General features: G+C 71.3%; 15 protein-coding genes and 1 pseudogene. 4 read left to right on the forward strand and 12 right to left on the reverse strand.

The genetic code is table 11. The annotated features are described in order from the left end of the window. Window positions 1-95 (forward strand): annotated as a pseudogene (locus tag ACFV1J_RS36910) (ABC transporter ATP-binding protein); the annotation flags it as partial. 144 nt (window positions 96-239) lie between these two features. Here the strand turns inward: ACFV1J_RS36910 and ACFV1J_RS36915 are convergent. From ACFV1J_RS36915 to ACFV1J_RS36925, 3 genes are all read right to left on the reverse strand, one after another. Further along, window positions 240-5,198 carry an NAD-glutamate dehydrogenase gene (locus ACFV1J_RS36915; protein WP_385865765.1) on the reverse strand — a complete coding sequence of 1,653 codons (4,959 nt, stop codon included), beginning with the start codon at window positions 5,196-5,198 and terminating at the stop codon, window positions 240-242. Between the two features lie 427 nt (window positions 5,199-5,625). Continuing rightward, complete coding sequence (locus ACFV1J_RS36920; protein ID WP_385865767.1) at window positions 5,626-6,297, reverse strand: HAD family hydrolase; 672 nt, start codon at window positions 6,295-6,297, stop codon at window positions 5,626-5,628. Between the two features lie 204 nt (window positions 6,298-6,501). After that, on the reverse strand, window positions 6,502-7,008 hold the full coding sequence (locus ACFV1J_RS36925) for a DUF6912 family protein (protein ID WP_385865770.1): 507 nt from the start codon (window positions 7,006-7,008) through the stop codon (window positions 6,502-6,504). A 295-nt stretch (window positions 7,009-7,303) separates the two neighbouring features. Here ACFV1J_RS36925 and ACFV1J_RS36930 point away from each other — a divergent pair, with 295 nt between their 5' ends. Beyond that, window positions 7,304-7,963: an Rv3235 family protein gene (locus ACFV1J_RS36930; RefSeq protein WP_385865772.1), complete on the forward strand. Its 660-nt coding sequence runs from the start codon at window positions 7,304-7,306 to the stop codon at window positions 7,961-7,963. 104 nt (window positions 7,964-8,067) lie between these two features. Here ACFV1J_RS36930 and secA read toward each other — a convergent pair whose 3' ends face one another. Beyond that, the gene (gene secA, locus ACFV1J_RS36935; RefSeq protein WP_385865774.1) at window positions 8,068-10,887 is read right to left on the reverse strand and encodes a preprotein translocase subunit SecA; all 2,820 of its coding nucleotides are present in this window, start codon (window positions 10,885-10,887) and stop codon (window positions 8,068-8,070) included. A 250-nt stretch (window positions 10,888-11,137) separates the two neighbouring features. Between secA and ACFV1J_RS36940 the strand changes: the two genes are divergently transcribed. Next, window positions 11,138-11,785: a GNAT family N-acetyltransferase gene (locus tag ACFV1J_RS36940; protein ID WP_385865777.1), complete on the forward strand. Its 648-nt coding sequence runs from the start codon at window positions 11,138-11,140 to the stop codon at window positions 11,783-11,785. A 74-nt stretch (window positions 11,786-11,859) separates the two neighbouring features. After that, a complete protein-coding gene (locus tag ACFV1J_RS36945; RefSeq protein ID WP_385865779.1) occupies window positions 11,860-13,095 on the forward strand; it encodes a winged helix-turn-helix domain-containing protein in 1,236 nt (411 codons plus the stop codon). Between the two features lie 370 nt (window positions 13,096-13,465). Here ACFV1J_RS36945 and ACFV1J_RS36950 read toward each other — a convergent pair whose 3' ends face one another. The 8 genes from ACFV1J_RS36950 to mtnA all read right to left on the reverse strand — a co-directional run bounded on the left by ACFV1J_RS36950 (window position 13,466) and on the right by mtnA (window position 23,090). Continuing rightward, complete coding sequence (locus ACFV1J_RS36950) at window positions 13,466-14,224, reverse strand: response regulator (RefSeq protein ID WP_385865781.1); 759 nt, start codon at window positions 14,222-14,224, stop codon at window positions 13,466-13,468. Between the two features lie 233 nt (window positions 14,225-14,457). Then, complete coding sequence (gene hpf / locus ACFV1J_RS36955; RefSeq protein ID WP_385865783.1) at window positions 14,458-15,144, reverse strand: ribosome hibernation-promoting factor, HPF/YfiA family; 687 nt, start codon at window positions 15,142-15,144, stop codon at window positions 14,458-14,460. Window positions 15,145-15,923: 779 nt separating this feature from the next. Next, the gene (locus ACFV1J_RS36960; protein ID WP_385865784.1) at window positions 15,924-16,889 is read right to left on the reverse strand and encodes a ComF family protein; all 966 of its coding nucleotides are present in this window, start codon (window positions 16,887-16,889) and stop codon (window positions 15,924-15,926) included. Window positions 16,890-17,034: 145 nt separating this feature from the next. Next, the gene (locus ACFV1J_RS36965; protein ID WP_385865786.1) at window positions 17,035-17,193 is read right to left on the reverse strand and encodes a hypothetical protein; all 159 of its coding nucleotides are present in this window, start codon (window positions 17,191-17,193) and stop codon (window positions 17,035-17,037) included. Window position 17,194: 1 nt separating this feature from the next. Then, window positions 17,195-19,039: an LpqB family beta-propeller domain-containing protein gene (locus tag ACFV1J_RS36970; protein WP_385865797.1), complete on the reverse strand. Its 1,845-nt coding sequence runs from the start codon at window positions 19,037-19,039 to the stop codon at window positions 17,195-17,197. 82 nt (window positions 19,040-19,121) lie between these two features. Further along, window positions 19,122-21,242 (reverse strand): MtrAB system histidine kinase MtrB, encoded by a 2,121-nt coding sequence (mtrB, locus tag ACFV1J_RS36975; protein WP_385865787.1) that lies wholly within the window; start codon window positions 21,240-21,242, stop codon window positions 19,122-19,124. Between the two features lies 1 nt (window position 21,243). Further along, window positions 21,244-21,921 (reverse strand): two-component system response regulator MtrA, encoded by a 678-nt coding sequence (mtrA, locus tag ACFV1J_RS36980; protein WP_006605255.1) that lies wholly within the window; start codon window positions 21,919-21,921, stop codon window positions 21,244-21,246. Further along, entirely contained in the window at window positions 21,918-23,090 is a 1,173-nt protein-coding gene (mtnA, locus tag ACFV1J_RS36985; protein WP_385865788.1) for an S-methyl-5-thioribose-1-phosphate isomerase, read from the reverse strand. Before mtnA ends, mtrA begins: the two co-directional genes overlap by 4 nt. Between the last annotated feature and the right edge of the window lie 118 nt (window positions 23,091-23,208).

Consider the following 23,208-nt stretch of genomic DNA (forward strand, 5'->3'; position numbering starts at 1 on the left):
GCGACCGCGTGCTGTGGCTGGAACGCGGCGAACTGCTGATGGACGGCCCCACCGACGAGGTCATCAAGGCGTACGAGAAGGAGACCGGCAAGTAGCCCGGCGGTACGGGAGTTCGGCACGTAGTCCGGCGTCGCGGAGGTCCGGCACGTAGCCCGTGCGGCACCACGAACGAACGGGGACGGCCCCGGAGCCTTTCGCTCCGGGGCCGTTGCCGTACTCCTCGCCGTGACTGCGGCGGCTCAGCTGTGCGTACGCAGCAGGGTGCGCATGGTCCGCATGGCGACGGAGAGGTTCGCCAGGTCGAAGCCCTCCGAGCCGTGGATCTCCTCCAGCGTCGCCCGGGCGCGGGTGAGGATCGCCGCGTTGGCCTGCTCCCACGCCTTGAACCGCTGCTCCGGCGTCGAGGAGCCGTTGCCCACCGACAGCACGTCCGCGGTCAGCGCCGCATGCGCCGCGAAGAGGTCCTCACGGATCGAGGCGCGGGCCATCGACTGCCAGCGGTCGTTGCGCGGCAGCTCCAGGATGCGGTCGAGGAGCTGGTTGATCCGCAGCCGGTCCCCCAGGTCGTAGTAGACCTCGGCGACCGCCAGCGGCTCCTTGCCGATCCGGTCGGCGACCGCGACGATGTCCAGCGCCGGGAAGACCGACGAGAAGCCGGACACCTGGACGGCCAGCTGCTCGGGCACGCCCGCGCCGGTCAGCTCCTCCAGGATCGTCTCGAACCACTCCAGGTCGCTGCCCTGGAGAAGCTTCGGCAGCTGGCCCCAGACCTCCGCGACCCGCTCGGAGAAGAAGTCGATGGTCTCCGACAGCGCCAGCGGCTGCGGGCGGTTGTTGAGCAGCCAGCGGGTGCCGCGCTCGACGAGCCGGCGGGAGTGCAGCCGGATCCGGGTCTGGACGTCGGCCGCGACGACATTGTCGAGCGCCTCGACGTCGTCCCAGACCTGGTTGAGCCGGAAGATCGCGCGGGCCGCGGTGTGGGCCCGGACGACCTCGTCGAGGGAGGCTCCGGTCTCCTCCCGCATCCGGTGCAGGAAGCTCGTACCGCCGGTGTTGACGGTGTCGTTGACCAGCACCGTCGTGACGATCTCGCGGCGCAGTGCGTGCCCGTCGACCTGCTCGGGGAACCGGTCGTAGAGCGCCGAGGGGAAGTAGGCGTGCAGCAGCCGCTGGAGGTACGGGTCGTCCGGCAGCCCGGTCTGGATCAGCGCGTCGGCGACGGTGATCTTGGTGTAGGCCAGCAGTACCGCGGTCTCGGGCTGGGTCAGGCCGCGGCCGGCGGTCAGCCGCTCGCGGATCTGCCGGTCGGTGGGCAGGAACTCCAGCGCCCGGTCGAGGTGGCCGTCGCGCACCAGGCGGCGCATGAACCGCTGCTGGGCGTGGAGCATGCTGGAGGACTGGGCGAGGGCCAGGGCCAGGGCGGTGTTCTGCGCGTAGTTGTTGCGCAGCACCAGTGCGCCGACCTCGTCGGTCATCTCGGCCAGCAGCTTGTTGCGCTGCTTGACCGTCATGTCGCCCTCGTTCACCACGGCGTTGAGCAGGATCTTGATGTTGACCTCGTGGTCGGAGGTGTCCACACCGGCGCTGTTGTCGATCGCGTCGGTGTTGATCTTCCCGCCGGCGGTGGCGAACTCGATCCGGCCCAGCTGCGTCAGGCCCAGGTTGCCGCCCTCGCCGACGACCTTGACCCGCAGGTCCTCGCCGTTGACGCGGATGGCGTCGTTGGACTTGTCGCCCACGTCGCCGTGCGACTCCACCGAGGACTTCACGTACGTGCCGATGCCGCCGTTCCACAGCAGGTCGACCGGTGCCTTGAGGATGGCCCGCATCAGATCGGCCGGGGTCATCTTCTTCACGCCGGCCTCGATGCCGAGGGCGGCCCGGACCTGAGCGTTGATCGGGATGGACTTGGCCGAGCGCGGGTGGATGCCGCCGCCCTGCGAGAGCAGCTCGGTGTTGTAGTCCGCCCAGGACGAGCGGGGCAGCTCGAAGAGCCGGCGGCGCTCGGCGTAGGAGGTGGCCGCGTCCGGGTTGGGGTCGAGGAAGATGTGCCGGTGGTCGAAGGCGGCGACCAGCCGGATGTGCTCGCTGAGCAGCATGCCGTTGCCGAAGACGTCACCGGACATGTCGCCGACGCCGACGACGGTGAAGTCCTCGGTCTGGGTGTTCACGCCCAGCTCCCGGAAGTGCCGCTTGACCGATTCCCAGGCGCCGCGGGCGGTGATGCCCATGCCCTTGTGGTCGTAGCCGGCGCTGCCGCCGGAGGCGAAGGCGTCCCCGAGCCAGAAGCCGTAGGACTCGGCGACCTCGTTGGCGATGTCGGAGAACGTCGCGGTGCCCTTGTCGGCGGCGACGACCAGGTACGTGTCGTCCTCGTCGTGCCGGACCACGTCCTTGGGGTGGACGACCTCGCCGCCGACCAGGTTGTCGGTGATGTCCAGCAGGCCCGAGATGAAGGTGCGGTAGCAGGCGATGCCCTCGGCCAGCCAGGCGTCCCGGTCCTGTGCCGGGTCCGGCAGCTGCTTGCCGACGAAGCCGCCCTTCGCGCCGACCGGCACGATGACGGTGTTCTTGACCATCTGCGCCTTGACCAGGCCGAGGATCTCCGTACGGAAGTCCTCCCGGCGGTCCGACCAGCGCAGACCGCCGCGTGCGACCTTGCCGAAGCGGAGGTGGACGCCCTCGACGCGGGGGGAGTACACCCAGATCTCGTACGCCGGGCGGGGCGCCGGCAGGTCGGGGATGGCCTGCGGGTCCAGCTTCATCGACAGGTAGGCGTGCGGCTCGCCCTGGCGGTTCTTCTGGTAGTGGTTGGTGCGCAGGGTCGCCTTGATGACGGTCAGGAAGGCCCGCAGGATGCGGTCCTCGTCCAGGGACGCGACCTGGTCCAGGGCGCCGTCCAGCTCCTCCAGCAGCCCGTCGGTCAGCTCCCGGCCGGCGCTCTGCCGCTCCGGGGACATCCGCGCCTCGAACAGCGAGACCAGCAGCCGGGTGGTGTGGACGTTGTTGGCGAGGGTGTCCTCCATGTACGTCTGGCTGAACGTGGAGCCCGCCTGCCGGAGGTACTTGGCGTAGGCCCGCAGCACCATGGCCTGGCGCCAGTTGAGGCCGGCCCGCAGCACCAGCTTGTTGAAGTTGTCGCTCTCGGCGGCGCCGGTCCACACCGCGGTGAAGGCGTCCTGGAAGCGCTCGCGGGCGTCGTCGCCCTTGATGTGCTCCGGCATCCGCAGGCCGAAGTCGTAGATCCAGGCGCGGCTCCCGTCGGCCAGCCGCAGCTCGTGCGGGCGCTCGTCGACGACCTCGACGCCCAGGCGGTTCAGGCCCGGCAGCACCCGGGACAGCGAGACCTGCTCGCCCCTGCGGTAGATCTTGAAGCGGCGCTCGCCGGGGCCGGCGCCGACCGGCTCGTAGAGGCTGACGGAGAAGTCCCCGCCCGGCTCCTCGGTGAGCTTCTCCAGGTGCGTCAGGTCGGCGACCGCGCTGCGCGGGCTGTTGTCGGCCTTGTAGCCCTCGGGGAAGGCGTGGCTGTAGCGGCGCTGCAGCTCGGCGGCGCGCTCCTCGCCGACCTCGGCGATCAGGGCCTCGCCGAACCCGTCGGACCACGAGCGGGCGGCCTCCACCAGGCGGTTCTCGATGCGGTCGGCGTCGGCGTCGGTGAGGTCGGGGAGGGTGGACCCGGCCGGGACGCGGATGACGAAGTGCAGCCGGGACAGGACCGACTCGGTGTTCCAGGCCGTGAAGTCGACGCTGGTGCCGCCCAGTTCCTCCTTGAGGATCTCGATCAGGCGCAGCCGGACGGCGGTGGTGTAGCGGTCGCGCGGGAGGTAGACCAGCGCGGAGTAGTAGCGGCCGTATTCGTCCTGGCGCAGGAAGAGCCGCAGCCGGCGCCGCTCCTGGAGGTAGAGCACGCTGGTGGCGATGGAGCGCAGCTCGTCGACGGGCGTCTGGAACAGCTCGTCGCGGGGGTAGGTCTCCAGGATCTGCAGCAGGTCGCGGCCGTCGTGGCTGTCCGGGCTGAAGCCGGCGCCGTCCAGGACCTCGGCGACCTTGCGGCGGATGACCGGCACCCGGCGCACCGATTCGGTGTACGCGGCCGAGGAGAACAGGCCCAGGAAGCGCCGCTCGCCGATGACGTTGCCCTGCTCGTCGAACTTCTTGACGCCGACGTAGTCGAGGTAGGACGGGCGGTGGACGGTGGCGCGGCTGTTGGCCTTGGTCAGGATCAGCAGCTTGTGCTCGCGGGCCTTGGCGCGGGCGTCCGCGGGCAGCCGGTTGAAGGACGGTGAGACCGGGTGGCCGGCGTCGCTCTCGCGGTGCGGCGGGTCGGCACGCAGTATGCCCAGGCCGGTACCGGGGACCGCGGTCAGCACGTCCTCCTGGGTGCCGCTCTCACCGGGCACGGAGTCCAGCTCGTACTCGCGGTAGCCGAGGAAGGTGAAGTGGTCGTCGGCGAGCCACCGCAGCAGCTCCTGGGCCTCCTCCACCTCCCGCTCGCGCAGGTCCTCGGCGAGCGGCTCCTTCGGCAGCTGGTCGGCGAGGCGCAGCGCGCCGTCGCGCATCTTCTCCCAGTCCTCGACGGCCTCGCGGACGTCGGAGAGCACCCGGCGCAGATCGGCGGTGATCTGCGTCAGGTCCTCGCGGTCGGTCTCGCGGTCGATCTCGACGTGGATCCACGACTCGGTCATCGCGTCGTGCGGCAGCTCGGCGGGCTTGGCCTTGCCGTTGCCGTGGGCGTCGCCGTTGGTGTCGAGGACCTCGATGAGCTTGCCGGCGACGTCGCGGCGCACGGTGATCTGCGGGTGGATGACCACGTGGATGCCACGGCCCTGGCGGGAGAGCTCGTTGGTGACCGAGTCGACCAGGAACGGCATGTCGTCGGTGACGACCTCGACGACGGAGTGGCTGCAGGTCCAGCCGTTCTCCTCGACGGTCGGGGTGTGCACCCGGACGTTGGCGGTGCCCTGCGGGCGGGTCTCCGCGAGGCGGTAGTGCGAGAGCGCGGCGCCGAAGACGTCGACCGGGTCGCGGTCGATCAGGTCCTCGGGGGCGGTGTGCAGGTAGTAGCGCTGGAGGTATCCCACCAGGGTGTCCGGGTCGAGCCCCCGTACGGGGTGCTTGCCCCCGGCCGGGCTGCTCTCAACGACCCGGGCGGCCCTGGCGAGCAGCTCGGTTTTGGCTTCGTCCAGCTTGGTCTGCATGTCCTCTGGCTCCTGTCGCGCGCCGTTGCGTGACGTCGTGGAAGAACTGTGTGGAAGCCGCACAACGCCGTGACGCGGGATGTTCTGTCACTGCCGGCGATGTACCGCGATGAGAAAGGGCCGTGCCGTTGTCGACATTCTCGGACGAAGTCGGCAGGAAGTGTCGGCCGCAACGACCAGCGACCGCCCGGTCACGGAAGTGTCCCGGGCGCACGGCAGGGGCCTCGGCGCCCCCGCGGGTTATCGCGCTGATCACGGTGCAAGGCTATCGCTCCCGGTACGGGTGCCGTCATGGGCCGTGGGAGTACAAAACCTCCGCCTGAACTTGGCCCTTCTGGACAACGTACTGCGGGGTGGATTGTGCCTGCCGGAAAGTCACCGTGCCCGGGCGGTCATTCCTCCGGGGCCACGGGACCAAGGCCCTGCCTTACGCGATCAGGGCGCCGGCCAGCTCCACGGCCTCGGCGAGCGTGTCGACCACCGGGACTCCCGGCACCGCGGCCGCCTCCAGGCTGGCGCGGCTGTGCGAGCCGCCCGTGTAGAGCACCGCCGTGGCGCCCGACTCCCGTGCGGCCACCGCATCGTCCACCGCGTCACCGATCACGACCGTACGCCCCGGGTCCACCTCCGCGAGGGCGGCCAGATGGCGCACCATCTGCGCCGCCTTGGTGCCCCCGGACGGTCCGGTCCTGCCCTCGACCAGCACGAACCGCGACTCGATGCCGAAGCCGCGGACGAGGGGTATCAGCTCGTCGTGCCCGAACATGCTGAGGATCGACTGGCTGCCGCCGGCCGTCTGCCACGCCTCCAGCAGCAGGTCCACGCCTTCGGCGAGCCCGCATGCCAGCCGGTGCTCGGAGTAGTGCCGGTGGAACGTCTCGTCCATCACCAGCCACTCGGCCTCGGTCGGCAGCCGCCCCATCAGCCGCTCGTAGAAGCGCGGCACGGGGACGCAATACAGCTCGCGGTAGACCTCCAGCGTGATCGGCTCCAGGCCGATCTCGGCGAAGGCGGAGTTGGTCGCCCCGATGACGGCGTCGATGTCGTGGAACAGCGTGCCGTTCCAGTCCCAGACGATGTGTGTCGCGTGCTTCCCCATGCTTTCCCCAGGTCGTTTCCCGTGCCGGGACCTCCCGTGCGGTCCGGCACCTCCCCTGAAGAAAAAGTACCCGGCCCCACTGACAACGCGACCGGGACGCCGGTGACGGCCCGTGCGGGCCGGGCCCGCCGCCACGCGCCGCCCGCCCCCGCCGGCGGCCCGGCCCGTCCCGGCCGCAGGCGCTCAGCCGCTCGCTCAGCCGCTTCAGGCGATGAGCTGGGGGATCTCCTGCACCCCGAACCACATCAGGTCGTGGTCCTCGGCGCCGTCCACCGTGAACTGCGCGTCGTCGTCGCCCTGGTCCGCCGCGCCGAGCGCCGCCGCGGCCGCCGCGACGTCCGCCTCCGCGTCCGTGGCGTCGACGTGCACGGCAGCGGCCTTCGACAGCGGCACCGGTCCGGGGACCCGCACCTCACCGAGCGCCGACGGGTCGAGCCCGCGGTCCGGGTCCGGCACCGCGGCGCCGTCCGGCACGTCCACGGCCACCACGACCCGCCGCCGCGGGGCCTGCGGGGTGCCGGCGAGCTGGCGCAGCGACGCCTGGGCCGCGCGGCTCAGCGCCGCGTACTCCAGCTCCTCGATGTCGTCCGAGACGTACCACTCACGCAGCGCCGGCGTGACGGCGAACGCGGCGATCGGGCCGGGGCCCAGCTCACCGTTCTTGTGCGCCTCTGCGAGACCGGAGAGGGTCAGGGGGACGTAGACGCGCATGGCAGCCGCTTCCGCTCGTTTCGCTCGGTCTGGGGGACTGTCCCGCCAGCATACGGGCGGGAGTCCCCCATCGTGCCGCCCGCCCGGCCCGTCCCCGGCCCGCACCGGCACGCTCCGGCAGGGTCGTACGAAGGCTCTGTACCGGGCCCGCGCCACGGAAGAGTGAACTCCGCGGCCCCGCGCCGGGCCCGTCTTCGCGGCTTGCCGCCGCTCCGCCCGCGTCGATACGAAGATCCCCACCGAAAAAGCTACCGACCGGTAATCGGGCCGGGAACGAAGGGCGAAGGGCGAAGACATGACGACCAGGGACGACACGCTCACCGGGGGCGCCACCGGGACCGGGGATCACGGCACGCCGGAAGACGCACCCCCAGCACCGGACGCCGCACCGGCCGGCGGACGGGGCAGCGGACCGAGGGTCCCGCGCCCCCGGCGGTCCTCCCCCGCCGGCCGCGGCCCCCTCGGCCCGGCCGGCAGCGGCCCCGGCTCGCGCGGACGCCGCCCCGGCACGACGCAGCGCGGGCCCGTCCCCGCCGGCCGCGGGCCGGCCCGTACCACCCCGCTCCCCACCGTCGGGGCCCAGCGCCGGGCACACGAGGGTCGGCCGCACCTCTGGTTCGCCCACCAACTGGTGCTCACCCTCAGCGGGCAGCGGCCCGTCCACGCCCTGCTGGGGCATGCGCTGCCCGCCGCCTACGACCGGCTGGCGGAACTCGCCCCGCAGGCACCGCTGCGGCCCGTCCTGGGGCCGGGACGGCGCGGGCCCCTGCCGACGGTCCGCGAATGCGGGCTGTGCCGGCCGCGGCGCGGGGTCATCGAGGCGTTCGCCCGGATCACCACCGGCGAGCGGCTGCGCGCCCTGGCCTTCCGGCTGGAGCTGGGCGCCGACGCCCGCTGGCGCTGCGCCGCCCTCGACATCGGCCCGGCCCCCGCCCTCCCGGGTCCGGCGTCATGAACCGGCCGTACGCACACGAAAACGCCCCGGCCGGTCTCCGGCCGAGGCGCCCCGCACGGTCCGGGCCGGGCGCGATCCGCCCGGCCCCGGTCACCGTTCCGTACTCACTTCTTGCGGCGTCGGCCGCCGCTCTTCTGGGCCTTGCGCCGCTCCGCGCGGGTCAGCCCGTCCGCCTCGGACCGGGCCGGCGCGCCCGGCTCCTCGTCGCTGATGAAGTCGCCCTCGATGACGCTGCCGTCACCGTCGACCTTGGGCGCGGTGAAGTGCAGCCGGTCCGGACGCTGCGGCGCCTCCAGCCCCTTGGCGTGGATCTCGGGACGCCCCGCACCGGCGGGCACCGCCTCCTGTGCGGGCAGCTCCGCGGCCTCCTCCACCGGGACCTCCTCGACCTGCTGCTCCACCTGGACCTCCAGGTTGAACAGGTAGCCGACGGACTCCTCCTTGATGCCCTCCATCATGGCGGTGAACATGTCGAAGCCCTCGCGCTGGTACTCGACCAGCGGGTCCTTCTGGGCCATCGCCCGCAGGCCGATGCCCTCCTGGAGGTAGTCCATCTCGTAGAGGTGCTCACGCCACTTGCGGTCCAGGACGGACAGCACGACGCGGCGCTCCAGCTCGCGCATGATCTCCGAGCCGAGCTGCTCCTCACGGGCGGCGTACTGCTCGTGGATGTCGTCCTTGACGGCGTCGGCGATGAACTCGGCGGTCAGGCCCGCGCGGTCGCCGGCCTCCTCCTCCAGCTCCTCGACGGTCACCTTCACCGGGTAGAGCTGCTTGAACGCGCCCCACAGGCGGTCCAGGTCCCACTCCTCCGCGAAGCCCTCGACGGTCTCCGCCTGGATGTAGGCGTCGATGGTGTCGTCCATGAAGTGCTTGATCTGCTCCTGCAGATCCTCGCCCTCCAGGACGCGGCGCCGCTCGCCGTAGATGACCTCGCGCTGGCGGTTGAGCACCTCGTCGTACTTCAGGACGTTCTTGCGGGTCTCGAAGTTCTGCTGCTCGACCTGCGACTGGGCGGAGGCGATCGCCCGGGTCACCATCTTGTTCTCGATCGGGACGTCGTCGGGGACGTTGGCCATCGCCATGACCCGCTCGACCATCTGGGCCTTGAACAGCCGCATCAGGTCGTCACCGAGGGAGAGGTAGAACCGCGACTCACCCGGGTCGCCCTGACGGCCGGAGCGGCCGCGCAGCTGGTTGTCGATCCGGCGCGACTCGTGCCGCTCCGTGCCGAGCACGTACAGCCCGCCGAGTTCCTTGACCTCCTCGAACTCCGCCTTGACCGCGGCCTCGGCGCGCTCCAGGGCGGCGGGCAGCGCGGCCGCCCACTCCTCGACGTGCTCGACCGGGTCGAGCCCCATCTGGCGCAGCTCCGCCTCGGCGAGGGTGTCGGGGTTGCCGCCGAGCTTGATGTCCGTACCACGGCCGGCCATGTTCGTGGCGACCGTGACGGCGCCCTTGCGGCCGGCCTGGGCGACGATCGACGCCTCCCGGTCGTGCTGCTTGGCGTTGAGGACCTCGTGCGGCACACCGCGCTTGTTGAGCTGCTGGGAGAGGTACTCGGACTTCTCCACGGACGTCGTGCCGACCAGGATCGGCTGGCCCTTGCCGTGCTTCTCGACGATGTCCTCGACGACCGCGTCGAACTTCGCGGGCTCGGTGCGGTAGATCAGGTCCGCCTGGTCCTTGCGGATCATCGGCCGGTTCGTCGGGATCGGGACGACGCCGAGCTTGTAGATCTGGTGGAACTCGGCGGCCTCGGTCATGGCCGTACCGGTCATGCCGGAGAGCTTGTCGTAGAGACGGAAGAAGTTCTGCAGGGTGATCGTGGCGAGCGTCTGGTTCTCGTCCTTGATCTCCACGCCTTCCTTCGCCTCGATGGCCTGGTGCATGCCCTCGTTGTAGCGGCGGCCGGCGAGGATACGGCCGGTGTGCTCGTCGACGATCATGACTTCGCCGTCGATGACGACGTAGTCCTTGTCGTTCTTGAAGAGCTCCTTGGCCTTGATCGCGTTGTTGAGGTAACCGACGAGCGGGGTGTTGACCGACTCGTACAGGTTGTCGATGCCCAGCCAGTCCTCGACCTTGCTGACACCGGACTCATGGATGCCGACGGTCCGCTTCTTCTCGTCGACGTCGTAGTCGCCGGTCTCCTCGATGCCGCGCTGCGGGTTGGCCGCCTCGCCGCGCTTGAGGCGCTGCACCAACTTGGCGAAGTCGCCGTACCACTTGGTGGCCGAGTCCGCCGGACCGGAGATGATCAGCGGCGTACGGGCCTCGTCGACGAGGATCGAGTCGACCTCGTCGACGATCGCGAAGTTGTGGCCGCGCTGGACGAGTTCGTCCTGCGACCATGCCATGTTGTCGCGGAGGTAGTCGAAGCCGAACTCGTTGTTCGTGCCGTAGGTGATGTCGCAGCCGTACTGCTCGCGGCGCTGGGCCGGCGTCATGTCGGCGAGGATGCAACCGACCGACAGGCCCAGGAACTTGTGGACCCGGCCCATCATCTCGGAGTCACGCTCGGCCAGATAGTCGTTGACCGTGATCAGGTGGACGCCCTTGCCGGACAGCGCGTTCAGATACGCCGGGAGGGTACCGACCAGGGTCTTGCCCTCACCGGTCTTCATCTCGGCGACGTATCCGAGGTGCAGGGCCGCGCCACCCATCAGCTGGACGTCGTAGTGCCGCTGGCCGAGGACGCGCTTGGCGGCCTCACGGACCGTGGCGAACGCCTCGGGGAGCAGGTCGTCGAGGCTCTCGCCGTCGGCGTACCGCTCCTTGTACTCGTCCGTGAGCGCCCGCAGCTCGGCGTCGGAGAGGGCCGCGAAGTCCTCCTCGATGGAGTTGACCTGGCCCGCGATGCGGTGCAGCTTGCGCAGGATCTTTCCTTCGCCTGCACGCATGATCTTCGTCAAGACGGACACTTGGGCTGGTCTCCTTGCCGGTCGGGCCTGCACGGTCGAGTGCGCGGGCGCGGCATTTTTCCAAGGGGGCAGGCCCCGCCGCAACGGCCATCGTAAGGGAGGACGCCGCCGGGCCGGGAGGTGCGCCGCAGCGAACCCCGCCTTCCCCTCCTCCCGTGAACGCACGAGCCCGCGAGAAGGTGCCGGGCAGGTGCCGGGAATCACGCGAAAACCGTTCGCAGCGCCTTGCGCAAAATTGCAGACTCGGGCCATGAAGCCCGTCACCCTCAGGACCGAGCGCCTGGTGCTGCGCCCCTTCGAGCCGTCGGACGCGCCCGCGGTGTACGCCGCCTGCCAGGACCCCGACATCCCGCGCTGGACGGCCGTGCCCTCACCCTACGGTCTCCGGGACGCGGAGCAGTTCGTCGGCACGGCCGTCCCCGAGGGCTGGCGGGACGACACCGCCTACACCTTCGCCGTGGTCTCCCGGACCGACGGCTCCCTGATCGGCTCCATGGGCCTGGTCCGCCTCGCCCAGTTGCACACCCCCGAGCGCCAGGCCGAACTGGGCTTCTGGACCGCCAAGGAACACCGCGGCCGCGGCTACACCGTCGAGGCCGCCCGCGCGGTGCTGCGCTGGGCCTTCCGCGAGCTGGGCGTGGAGCGCATGGAGTGGCTCGCGGAGGCCGGCAACGAGGGCTCCCGCGCCGTCGCCCGGAAGCTGGGCTTCCGGATGGAGGGCACCCTCCGCGCCAAGCTGGTGCACGAGGGCACCCGCCGGGACGTATGGATCGGCTCCCTGCTCCCCTACGACCTGGCCCGCGACCCGGAGACAGCCGCAGGGAGGGACGACGTGACCACGGGCGAGACGGGCAACCCCGCGGCGGACACGACGCCGTACCTGCCCTTCCCGCGCTGAGCGTTCCGCCGCATCTGCGCAGGTCACGCCGTTCGGCCGGGCGTTGTCAGTGCCCGCCCCTACGCTGTGCGAACATGACCGCCGCCACACAGCCACCGCACCGGCCGAAGCCCGTGACCACCCTCTCCCGCGACGACGCCCGGCGCCTGGCGCTGCGGGCGCAAGGGCTCCTCGGCGCCCCGGACCGCCGGGCGGGAGTCCGCGGTGTGCTGCGCCACCTGGGCGCGGTGCAGCTCGACACGATCTCCGTACTGGCCCGCTCGCACGAGCTCGTGCCGTACGCCCGGCTCGGCCCCGTCGGCCGCCCCGCCGTCGAGGCCGCCTACTGGAGCCCGGCCGACGGGGGCACAGCCGCGGCCCGCCCCCACAGCTTCGAGTACTGGTCGCACGCCGCCTGCATCCTGCCCATCGAGGAGTGGCCGCACTTCGCCTTCCGCCGCCGCGCCCGGCGCGCCAAGGGCCACCGCTGGCACGTCATGAAGGACTCCGAGCGGTCCTGCGCCGCCGTCCTGGACCGGCTCGCGGCCGACGGCCCGCTGACCACGTCCGAGCTGGGCGGCGGTCGCAACGGCGGGGAGTGGTGGGACTGGTCCGAGACCAAGATCGCGGTCGAGTGGCTGCTGGACACCGGCGACGTGGTCTGCACCGAGCGGCGCGCCTGGAAGCGCGTCTACGACCTCGCCGAGCGCGCCGTCCCCACCGAGCTGCTGCACGACGACCTCGACGACGCCGAATGCCTCCGCCGGCTGGTCGCCCAGGCCGGTACGGCCCTGGGCGTGGCCACCCGCGCCGACCTGGCGGACTACCACCGGCTGAAGGCCGAGCAGGTCGATGCGGTGATCGCCGACTCCGGACTGGTCCCGGTCGAGGTCGAGGGCTGGGGCAGGCCGGCCTGGGCCGACCCCGCCGCCCTGGCCACCGCACCGCGCGGCCGGCACCGCACGACCCTGCTCTCCCCGTTCGACTCCCTGATCTGGGACCGGCCGCGCACGGAGCGGATCTTCGGCTTCACCCACCGCCTGGAGGCGTACGTCCCCCGCCCCCGGCGGATACACGGCTATTTCGCGATGCCCCTGCTGGCCGGCGGGCAGCTGGTCGGCCGCGTCGACCCGGCCCGCGAGGGCACCACCCTCGTCGCCCGCCAGGTCTCGATGCGCGACCGCAAGGCCGTCGCCCCCATGGCCCGGGCCCTCGGGGAAGCCGCGAGCTGGGTCGGCTGCGACGACGTACGCATCGACCGCTGCGACGACCCCCAACTGGCCGCCGCCCTGCGCACGGAACTCACGCGGGCGGGCGACGAGGTGTCCTGATCGACCGGGCTCACGGGGGGCGGGCCACCAGGTGTCTGATCGACCGGGTGCGGTGATCGGAGAGGCTCCGGGCGCGCTGATCGGAGAGGCTGGGGACGCAGCTGGTTGGGGGGGCGCCCCCCGATTCCCTCGGCTTGCTCCGATTCCCTCCGCTTGCCGAGATCCTCCGGGGCGGGCGCGCCCCCGGAAGCCGGCCGGAACCGTCCGTGAGCCGGCGCGGGGCACGGACGGTCGGCGGGTCCGGCTGGTCAGCAGGTCCGGCTGGTCAGCGGGCATGGCAGGTCGGCGGGTTCCGGCCGACCAGCGGGTCCCGCCGGTCAGCGGGGCACGGCCGATCAACAGGTCCGGCCGGTCAGCGAGTTCCGGCCGGTCAGCGGATTTCGAGGATCTTCTCCCGCATCGCGTAGACCACCGCCTCCATCCGGGAGTGCAGCTGCAGCTTCTCCAGGATGTTGCGGACGTGGTTCTTCACGGTGTTCTCGGAGATGAAGAGTTCCTTGGCGATGTCGCGGTTGTTCATGCCCGTGGCGACCAGCTTGAGGACCTCCAGCTCGCGGTCGGTGAGCCGGGGCGCGGGCACCAGCCGGCGCTCGTCCGTCCGCTGGATCATCGACTTGAACTCCGTCAGGAGCTTCGACGCCATCGACGGGCTGATCTGCGACTGGCCGTCCGCGACGGCGCGGATCGCGGTCGCCACCTCGTCGGTGGAGATCTCCTTGAGGAGGTAGCCGGTGGCGCCCGCCTTGATCGCGTCGTAGAGATCGGCCTCTTCGTCGCTGATCGTGAGCATGATGATCTTCGCGCTGGGGGCCACCTCCTTGATGGAGGTACACGCCTCGATCCCGCCGCGCTTGGGCATCCGTACGTCCATCAGCACGATGTCCGGCAGCAGATCAGCGGCCTTGTCGACCGCCTCGGCGCCGTCCCCCGCCTCGCCGATGACCTGGATGTCCTCCTCCTGGGCCAGCACGATCTCCAGACCCCGCCGGAAGAGCGCGTGATCGTCCACCACCAGGACCCTGATTGGCTCCTTGCGCGGCACGCTCACGGACCGGCCTGCGCCGTCGTCGCCCCCGACTCCGCTGTCGTCGTCCGCGTCACCGCGCACGGGCCCGAAACTTTCCCCCATGGATCCTCCCCGTCAACTACTCGGCCGGAAGGCCAGAGCTTGGAAATAAGGCTGGTTGACAACAGCCCCCTACGGCCAGCCCGATCAACGCCATACGACCGTCTCCCCGGCATGTCGCCGTTTCGTGCCCACATACTGCCTGGCTGGCACAAACACTATACGGCTTCAACTCCTGCTATCTCCGGGCGCGATGGTGCCCCCGGCGTACGCCGGGGGCACCGAGCGGGTGGGGTTCAGCCGCCCAGCGCGCCGCCTGCGCCGCCGGGCTCCTCCTCCCCGAACGAATCGGGGTTCAAGTGGATGACGCCATAGTCGTATGCGTGCCGCCGGTAGACGACACTCGGCAGCTTGGTGTCGGCGTCGACGAAGAGATAGAAGTCGTGTCCGACCAATTCCATCTCGTTGAGCGCCTGGTCGAGCGACATCGGTGCGGCCGAGTGGGTCTTCTCGCGGACGATCAGGGGGCCTTCGCCCTGGACGTCGATCGATCCCATCTTCGTGGTCGGCACCGACTTCTCGGCTTCGGTGGCGAGTTCGCCGTTGGTGTTGAGGCTCGCGACGCCGGGGACGCTGACGGCGACCTCACTCGCCGGAATGCGCCCGTGGCCGCGGCGTGAGAAGCGCTTGTCGTGCTGTTTGCGCAGGCGCGCCTCCAGCTTTGCGGTGGCCAGGTCCAGCGCGGCGTAGGGATCGGCTGCGGCCGCCTCGGCCCGGACCACCGGGCCACGGGAGCGAAGCGTGATCTCCACTCGGTCGGAACGGTCGGCCTGCCGCGGGTTGTGCTCCTTGGACACCTCGACGTCCAGGCTGATCACCTTGGCATCGAGCTTCTGGACTTTCTCCAGCTTCAGCTTCTCGGCCACGTGCTTACGGAACCGCTCGGGCACCTCGGTCTTGCGGCCCTTGACGACGATGTCCACGCAGAACTCCGTTCCCGGATCGCACCGCTCAGCAAGCGGGGCGATTCCTTCTTGCACCAGGCTCCGGTGGGTGCCGAAGCCTCGGACTTGGCACTTTCACCTCCTCCTCCCCACAGGGCACGATCTCCACTCCCCCGTTTTCAGGGTCGCCTCTGGCGCCCCTGAACGCATTTATCGCGACATCCGAGGCAAAACGTCCGCCAAGTCCTCACAACCGAACATAGCTCTCCTGGGCTGTTGTCGGCACCCCCTCGCAGCCCTCGGCTCCGTTTGAGTGATTTTTCCTCCACAACTACTTGCCAGTTACTTGCCGGTTGAAATTCCTACTCGCCAGTTGAATTCGCCGACGGCCGCCTGCACCGCGGCCCGATGTCGCCGGGTGGCGGAACGGCTGGCGGTGGGGTGGTGACGACTGGCGGTGGGGGTGTGACGGCTGACGGCGGAATGTGACGGAGGGGGTGGGGTAAACGGCTGACGGGCGTGCGGTAACCGGTGTCGGGGCGGCTGGGCGGGGGCTGGGGCGGCTGTGGGCGTGCGGTAGACGGTGCCGGGGCGGCTAGTGGGGTACTGGGGCAGCTGGGCAGGGTGCCCGGGGCCGCTGGTGGGGGTGGGGAGGCCACTGACGGGGTGGGGAGGCGGCTTGCGGGCGTACTGGGCCGCTGGGGTGGGGAGGCGCCCCTGGGCGGGCATGGCGGGGCCGCTGGCGAGGGTGCCTGGGCAGCTGACGGGCGTACTGGGGCCCGGATAACCGTGCGGGGGCCGGGGGCCGCTGGGCCGGCTTACCTGGGCCGCTGCTGGCCGTACCGGGACGGGCTGGCTGGTCTGGGGCCGCTCGTAGACGTGGCTGGGCCGCTGGCGGCTCCACTGGGGCCGTGGGTACGGGGTGCGCGGCCGGTACGGGAACTGCGACCGGGAACGAAGCTGGGGCCGGCACCGGCACTGCGGGCGGTGGCGGCGTTGCGGCCGGTGACGTCCCCGAAGCTGCTGGTCGGCGCCGCGACCACGGCCGCGCCGAGCACCCGACCACCCACCGCCGTGACCGCCCGGGCCGCCTCGGCGAGCGTGGCCCCAGTGGTGACCAGGTCGTCCACCAGCACCACTGGCTGCCCGTTCAGCAGCCGCTCGGCCCCTTGCCGCACGCCCAGGGCCCCGGCCAGATTCGCCAGCCGCTCCGGGGCACTCAGCCCCGCCTGATCGGCCACGGGGCGCAGCTGACGGAGGGCGGAGAGGACGTGGGCGGGGAAGCCGTGGGCGGGGTCATGGGCGGGGCCGTGGGCTCTGGGCGGGGCCCCCGCCCCCTCCCCCACCTCCGTCCCCACCGTCGCCGCCCCCGGTCGGCGCAGCTCGCGGGCTGCCGCCAGGGCGATCCGGCGCACCGGATCGTGCCCCCGGCCCGCCACGGACCTGCGGGCCGAGGGCACCGGGACCAGCAGCAGCGGCTCGCCGCCGCGCCACAGCCCCCGCACCGCGCCGGCCAGCACCCACCCCAGCGGCCCGGCCAGCCGCAGGGCACCGCGCTCCTTGTGCGCGAGGAGCACCGCCCGCACCTCGTCGGCGTACGGCGCGCCCGCCCACACCCCGGGCAGCCCCGGCGGCGTCGGCCGCGGCCGCACATACCGCGCCCCTCGGCCGTCCCGTCCCAGCGCCCGACGGCACCGCCCGCACAGCTCCGTACGCGGTCGGCCACACCCCGCACAGGCGACCGGCAACACCAGGCCGGCCAGTTCGCGCCACACCCCCTGCATGGATCTACTGTCGCGCGGTCCACCGGCGATCACCACCCCTGTGGATAACTCCGCGAACCAGCCGCCGGCCACGCACCCGTAAGCACTGGACCCGCTGGTCACCGGCGGTCACCGCAGACCGGAGATCATCGTGAACAACGGGAGATCACCGGGCCGGGCGCACGGAACGACCAGGCTGATCGACATCGACGAGGCCGACCGAACGGGAAGAAGGCAGCCGGCCCCACCGAAGAAGACTGCCGAAAGAACCGAAGAAGACGAGGAAGACGAAGAAGGTCAAAGAGGCAAGGAACAGAAGCAGCACGTCACCCCGGATAAACCGGCGCCGTCCCGTCCTTCGCCACCGTCTTCCAGTTCGCGTCCGGAGGCAGCCGCACGATGCCCTCCGTGGCGTCGGCGATCAGCGGTCGGGTCTCGTCCTCCGAGGCCGCCACCGCCTTCACGCCGTTGACCCCGGGCAGCGTCTGCGCGTCGGAGGCCGAGCCGTCGGTCTCCATGAACTGCATCTGCTGCACGCCGCCGGACTCCCGCCCGACGACGACCAGTCGGCTGCCGCCCGCCCAGGAGGCGGCCACCACGTCCTCCAACTGCGGTGCGATCGGCCGCAGTTCCTCCACGGACAGCACCGGATGCGCCGAGCTGCCGCCGCGTTCGACCCGGCCGAGCTGCAACGTCGTGCGCCCCTTGTCCTCGACGAGCATCGCGATCCGGATGCCGTCCGCGGCCACCTTGATCGCCTTGATCCGCCGCCCGCCGAGGCCGGGCACCGCCACCCGCTCCGGGTCGCCCTTGCCCTCGCGCATCCGCAGCAGCCGGGAACCGTGCGTCGCATCGCGGTCCGCGACCCACAGGTCCCCCAGGCCGTCCCAGCTCGGGGCGGTCAGCCCCTCGTCGGGGTTCTTGGCCGAGCCTGTACTCGTCATCAGCGGCGCGCCACGCTCGATGCCGTCCTCCAGGGCGGCCACGTACAGGGACCGGCCGTCGCTCGACACCCCCGCCGCGGTGTTCTCACCGCGCGAGATGGCCACCGACCGCAGCGGGGTCTTGCCGGAGCCGAACGCTCCGCGCACCGGCGTCGGTTCGGTCGCCGAGTCCGACATGGCGACCACCTTGTGGTCGGCGTCGATGAAATACTCCTTGGCGGAGCGCCCGGTCAGCGGCGCCGACGCGTAGTCGCGTTCGGCCTGGTCCTGGGAGAGCGTGCACAGCGAGTTGCCGTTGTTGTCCTGGAGTTCGACCTCGCTGATCTTCGAAGCGCGCGTCATGTCCTGGACGGTGAAGAAGAGCTGAGCCGCCATCCGCTTGCACTGGGCGGTGTCGGTGCTCACCGCTTCCTTACTCAGCTTGACCCGCAGGCCGTTGGAGTCGTCCAGCGCCAGGTCGTGCGCGGCGAGCCGGGTGCCGGGCGGGAACGCCGAGGTCGTCACCTCGTTCAGCCAGTCGGTGGGCCCGGACAGCAGCGCCTGCACGCTGGCCGTGATCGGTTTTATCCGCTGGCGCAGGTAGACCGGGTCCGCGACGAGCACGTCCCGGCTGGCCTTCGGCTCCTCCGACTCCGATTCGTAGGAGGCGAAGTAGTACTTGTTGACGGAGCGGTAGATGCGCTGGAAGTCGGACAGCCCGAGCACCACTCCGTTGGGGAGCCGGTCGATCCGCCACTGACCACCCTCCTTGATGAGGTGGATCGTCTGGCGGTACGGCTTCTCCTCGGGCGTGTACGCGTGGTTGTCGTCCACCGTCGCGACCTGGCTGCCGGACAGCGTGACCGAGTAGCCGTTCGTGTCCTCGCGGTTGGGCTGCACCTTCGGTTCGGATTTCGGCCGTTCCTGGAGCACCTTGGTGACCTGGAACGGCCGCCAGGTACGGCGGGCCGATTTGGCCAGGTACTGGGTGGCCGTGCGGAAGTCCGCTTCGTCGCTGGTCGTCGCGTCGAGGAAGCTGCGCACGATGTTGGTGGGCTGCGCGCCGTCCTGCGGGGGCACGCCGTAGACCCGGACCTGGGAATCGCCCTCGGAGCGCGGCGACTGGTCGACCGCCGTGACGTCGCCGCTGTCCGGCATGGACGCACAACCTGCCAGCAGCACGGCCGCGCACCCGAGCCCCGCCAGCTTCCGCGCCGGCCGGCTCACCGTCTGGGCGTCCTGACGCATGTGCTTCGGCAGGTGCCGGCGGGATGGGTAACGGCGGGTGTGCTTCCGGGACGTGGGCCCCACCCCGCGCTCGTTTCCGCGCTCAGTGTCCACGCCGTCCGCCTTCCCGTTCCCCACCCCGTCCGGTGTCCTGCTCGGCCCTGCCTCGGGGGACCGTTTCGTCGATGTGCGCGCCCTCGTCGTGCGCCGCCCGTCCGCTCCGTGCGCCCCCGCTCTGCGGCACCACGCGGGTCCCGTCCCCGGGCAGCGCCGTGGGATCGGCGGCCGGCCGGGCCGCCGAGGACGCGGAGGCGAGGGATGCCGTGCCGCCCGGCTCCGTGGCGGCCCGCCCCTGGACGGGGATCGTCGAGGCCTTCTGACCGGTCGCGGCACCTACCTGTCCGCCTTCGGCCCGCCGGGCGAGGTTGCGCCGGGAGTCCTCGGGTTCCAGCGGTATCGGGGACCCGCGCAGCGGCTCACCGGCCGTACGGGGCAGCGTCAGCCGGAACTGGGAGCCGCCGCCCGGCTCGCCCCACGCCTGCAGCCAGCCGCCGTGCAGCCGGGCGTCCTCGACCGCGATGGACAGGCCGAGCCCGGTGCCGCCCGTGGTACGGGCCCGGGCCGGGTCGGCGCGCCAGAAGCGGTTGAAGACGCGGGTGGCCTCGCCGGGCTTGAGCCCGACGCCGTAGTCACGGACCGCGACGGCCACCGCGCCGCCACTACGGCTGCCGGCGGACGCGAGCCGTACGACGACATCGCGGCCCTCGCCGTGTTCGACGGCGTTGACGACGAGGTTGCGCAGCACCCGCTCCACCCGGCGCGGGTCGGCCTCGGCGATCACCGGCTGCTCGGCGCCGCGCACCAGCAGGCGGCTGCCCTTGCGCTCGGCGAGCGGCTCGGCCCCCTCGATGACGCGGTGCACCACATCGCGAAGGTCGATCGGCTCGGCCTCCAGCGCGGCCGCACCGGCGTCGAACCGGCTGATCTCCAGCAGCTCGGCGAGCAGCGACTCGAAGCGGTCGAGCTGGCCGCGCAGCAGCTCGGCGGAGCGTGCCGTGGCCGGGTCGAACTCGTCGCGGGCGTCGTGGATGACGTCGGCCGCCATCCGTACCGTCGTCAGTGGCGTCCGCAGCTCGTGCGAGACGTCGGAGACGAAGCGGCGCTGCATCCGGGACAGCTCCTCCAGCTGCTGGATCTTGACCTGGAGGTTCTGCGCCATCTTGTTGAAGGACTCGCCGAGCCGGGCGATGTCGTCCTCGCCGGTGACCTTCATCCGCTCCTGGAGGAGGCCGGCGGCCAGCCGTTCGGAGATGCCCGCGGCCATCCGTACGGGCGTGACGACCTGCCGGACCACCAACCAGGCGATCGCGCCGAGCAGGATCACCACGAAGACGCCGGCCGTCGCGAGCGTGCCGGTCACCAGCTTGAGCGACTCCTCTTCCTGACTGAACGGGAAGAGGTAGTAGAGCTGGTACTGGTTGCTGTTGATGTCGTTGAGCCGCTTGCCGATGATCAGCGCCGGCACGCCGTCGTCCGACCCGATGCGCTTGATCTGGGTGTACTGCCGGAACGTGCCGGACTTGGTGTCCAGCTTCCGCCGCAGCTCGGCCGGTACGCTCCGCTCCGGATCGACGTCACCGGAGGCACGCGGCCCGCGGGTGCCGGGACTGGAGTCGCCGAACGGCTCGTCGGAGTCGGAGCTGAGCGCCACTACGGAGAAGACGCCCTGGCCGCCGCTGGCGAGCTGTTCGACCAGGCCGGTCAGCCAGGTCGCGGAGTCCTGCGTGCCGCGGTTGCCGGTACGCGCGGTGTCGTCGGTACGGGTGTCATCGGCGCCGTCGGCCATCTTCTGGGCGACACCGAAGCCGCCCACGGCCTGGCTCTGCGCGGCCTGCGCCTTGGCCGTGAGCAGGCCGTTCCGCACCTGGCCGACGACCACGACGCCGAGCAGCAGCACGACGGCCAGGGACATGAGCAGTGTGGTCGCCACGACGCGCAGCTGGATGTTGCGGCGCCACAGTCGCAGGGCGGGCAGCAGCGGCCGCCGCACCCAGCGGCTGAAGAGCCGTAGCAGCGGGTGGACCGGGCCGCTCACCGCACCGTCGGGCAGCAGCTGGCCACCGCGCAGCAACCGAGCAACCAATCTTCCAGAAAAGGACATATCACCCGTCGTGCCGACGGTGCGCCCCCGCATTCCCTCCGGGGCCGAACCGTCCCGGATCATCTCAGCTTGGCCCGGCCTTGTAGCCGACCCCGCGCACGGTCACCACGATCTCCGGACGCTCCGGATCCCGCTCGACCTTCGAGCGCAGCCGCTGCACATGGACATTGACCAGCCGGGTGTCCGCAGCGTGCCGATAGCCCCAGACCTGCTCCAGCAGCACCTCACGCGTGAACACCTGCCACGGCTTGCGCGCCAGCGCCACCAGCAGATCGAACTCGAGCGGGGTCAGCGCGATCGACTGCCCGTCGCGCTTCACCGAGTGGCCCGCCACATCGATGACCAGGTCACCGATCGCCAGCTGCTCGGGCGTCGGCTCCTCCGAACGCCGCAGCCGGGCCCGGATCCGGGCCACCAGCTCCTTGGGCTTGAACGGCTTGACGATGTAGTCGTCCGCGCCCGACTCGAGCCCGACCACCACATCGACCGTGTCGCTCTTGGCGGTCAGCATGACGATCGGCACGCCAGACTCCGCGCGGATCAGCCGGCACACCTCGATACCGTCCCGTCCGGGCAGCATCAGGTCGAGCAGGACGAGATCCGGCTTGGTCTCGCGGAAGGCGGCAAGGGCCTTGTCACCGTCCGACACGAACGACGGTTCAAAGCCTTCGCCACGCAGCACGATGCCGAGCATCTCTGCCAGTGCGGTGTCGTCGTCGACGACCAGGACGCGTCCCTTCATTCGGCCATCATCCCATTACCTGATCGTGACTTACTCCATCGTGACGTGGAACACACCTTCGCCAGCCGATCCCGGGTGACCGGGGAGATCACTCCGGCCTCCGTGACGATCGCCGTCACCAGCTCCGGCGGGGTCACGTCGAAGGCCGGGTTATAGGCCTGAGCGCCCAACGGCGCCACCGGCACACCGACCCCCGGGACCGCCCCGGAACCCTGCGCAGCCGGCAACGAGAACTCCGTCACTTCCTGCCCCGGCCGCTGCTCCACCTCGATGTCCGCCCCCTCCTCGGTGTCCAGATCCACCGTGCTCGTCGGCGCCACCACCACGAACGGCACGCGGTGATACTGGGCCAGCACCGCCAGCGGATAGCTGCCGACCTTGTTGGCGACCGAGCCGTCCGCCGCGATCCGGTCGGCGCCTATCAGCACCGCATCCACCTCACCACCGGCGAACAGCGACCCGGCCGCCCCGTCCGACAGCACCGTGTACGCCATACCGGCCCGCGCCGCCTCGTAGGCGGTCAGCCGCGCACCCTGCAACAGCGGTCGCGTCTCGTCCACCCACAGCCGGCGCAGCTCGCCGGCCCGGTGCGCCGCCAGCGCCACCGCCAGGGCGGTGCCCTCGCCCCCGGACACCAGCGCGCCCGTATTGCAGTGCGTGAGAATCCGGTGCCCGCCGCCCGGCAGCAGCTCACCCAGCAACGCCAGACCGTGCTCCGCCATCCGCGCACTGGCCGCGATGTCCTCCGCGTGCACGGCCCGGGCCTCGGCCAGCGCGGCAGCCGCCGCCTCCGGCGCTCCGGCCCCGCCGACCACCGCCGTCCGGTACGCATCCGCGGCCCGCCGCACGCCGTAGCCCAGATTGACCGCGGTCGGCCGGGCCTGCGCCAGCCCCTCCACGGCCTCTTCCACGTCGAAGCCCCGCGCCGCGGCCAACGCCACGCCATAGGCGCCCGCAATGCCCAGCAGCGGCGCCCCACGCACGGCCAGCGACCGGATCGCCTCGACCAGCGCCGGCACGTCCGTACAGACCAGCTCCACCTCCTCCACCGGCAGCCGGGTCTGATCAAGGAGGACCAGGACGGGCCCCTCCGGCAGCTCCTCCCAGCGCAGCGACGGGATCGTGAGCGTCCCGGCGCCCACCTCGGATACCTCGTACTGATCGCCCATCCCCTCAGTCTGCCGCCGACCGCCCCTCGAACAGAAGGTCCTCTCACTCCCAGGGCCCGGGTACACAACGCGCGACGCCATGACACGATGACTGCCACCGCGGACCCCGGACCCCGGC

Origin of the sequence: Streptomyces sp. NPDC059649 (genome assembly GCF_042734445.1) — a bacterium.
Lineage (GTDB): Bacteria > Actinomycetota > Actinomycetes > Streptomycetales > Streptomycetaceae > Streptomyces.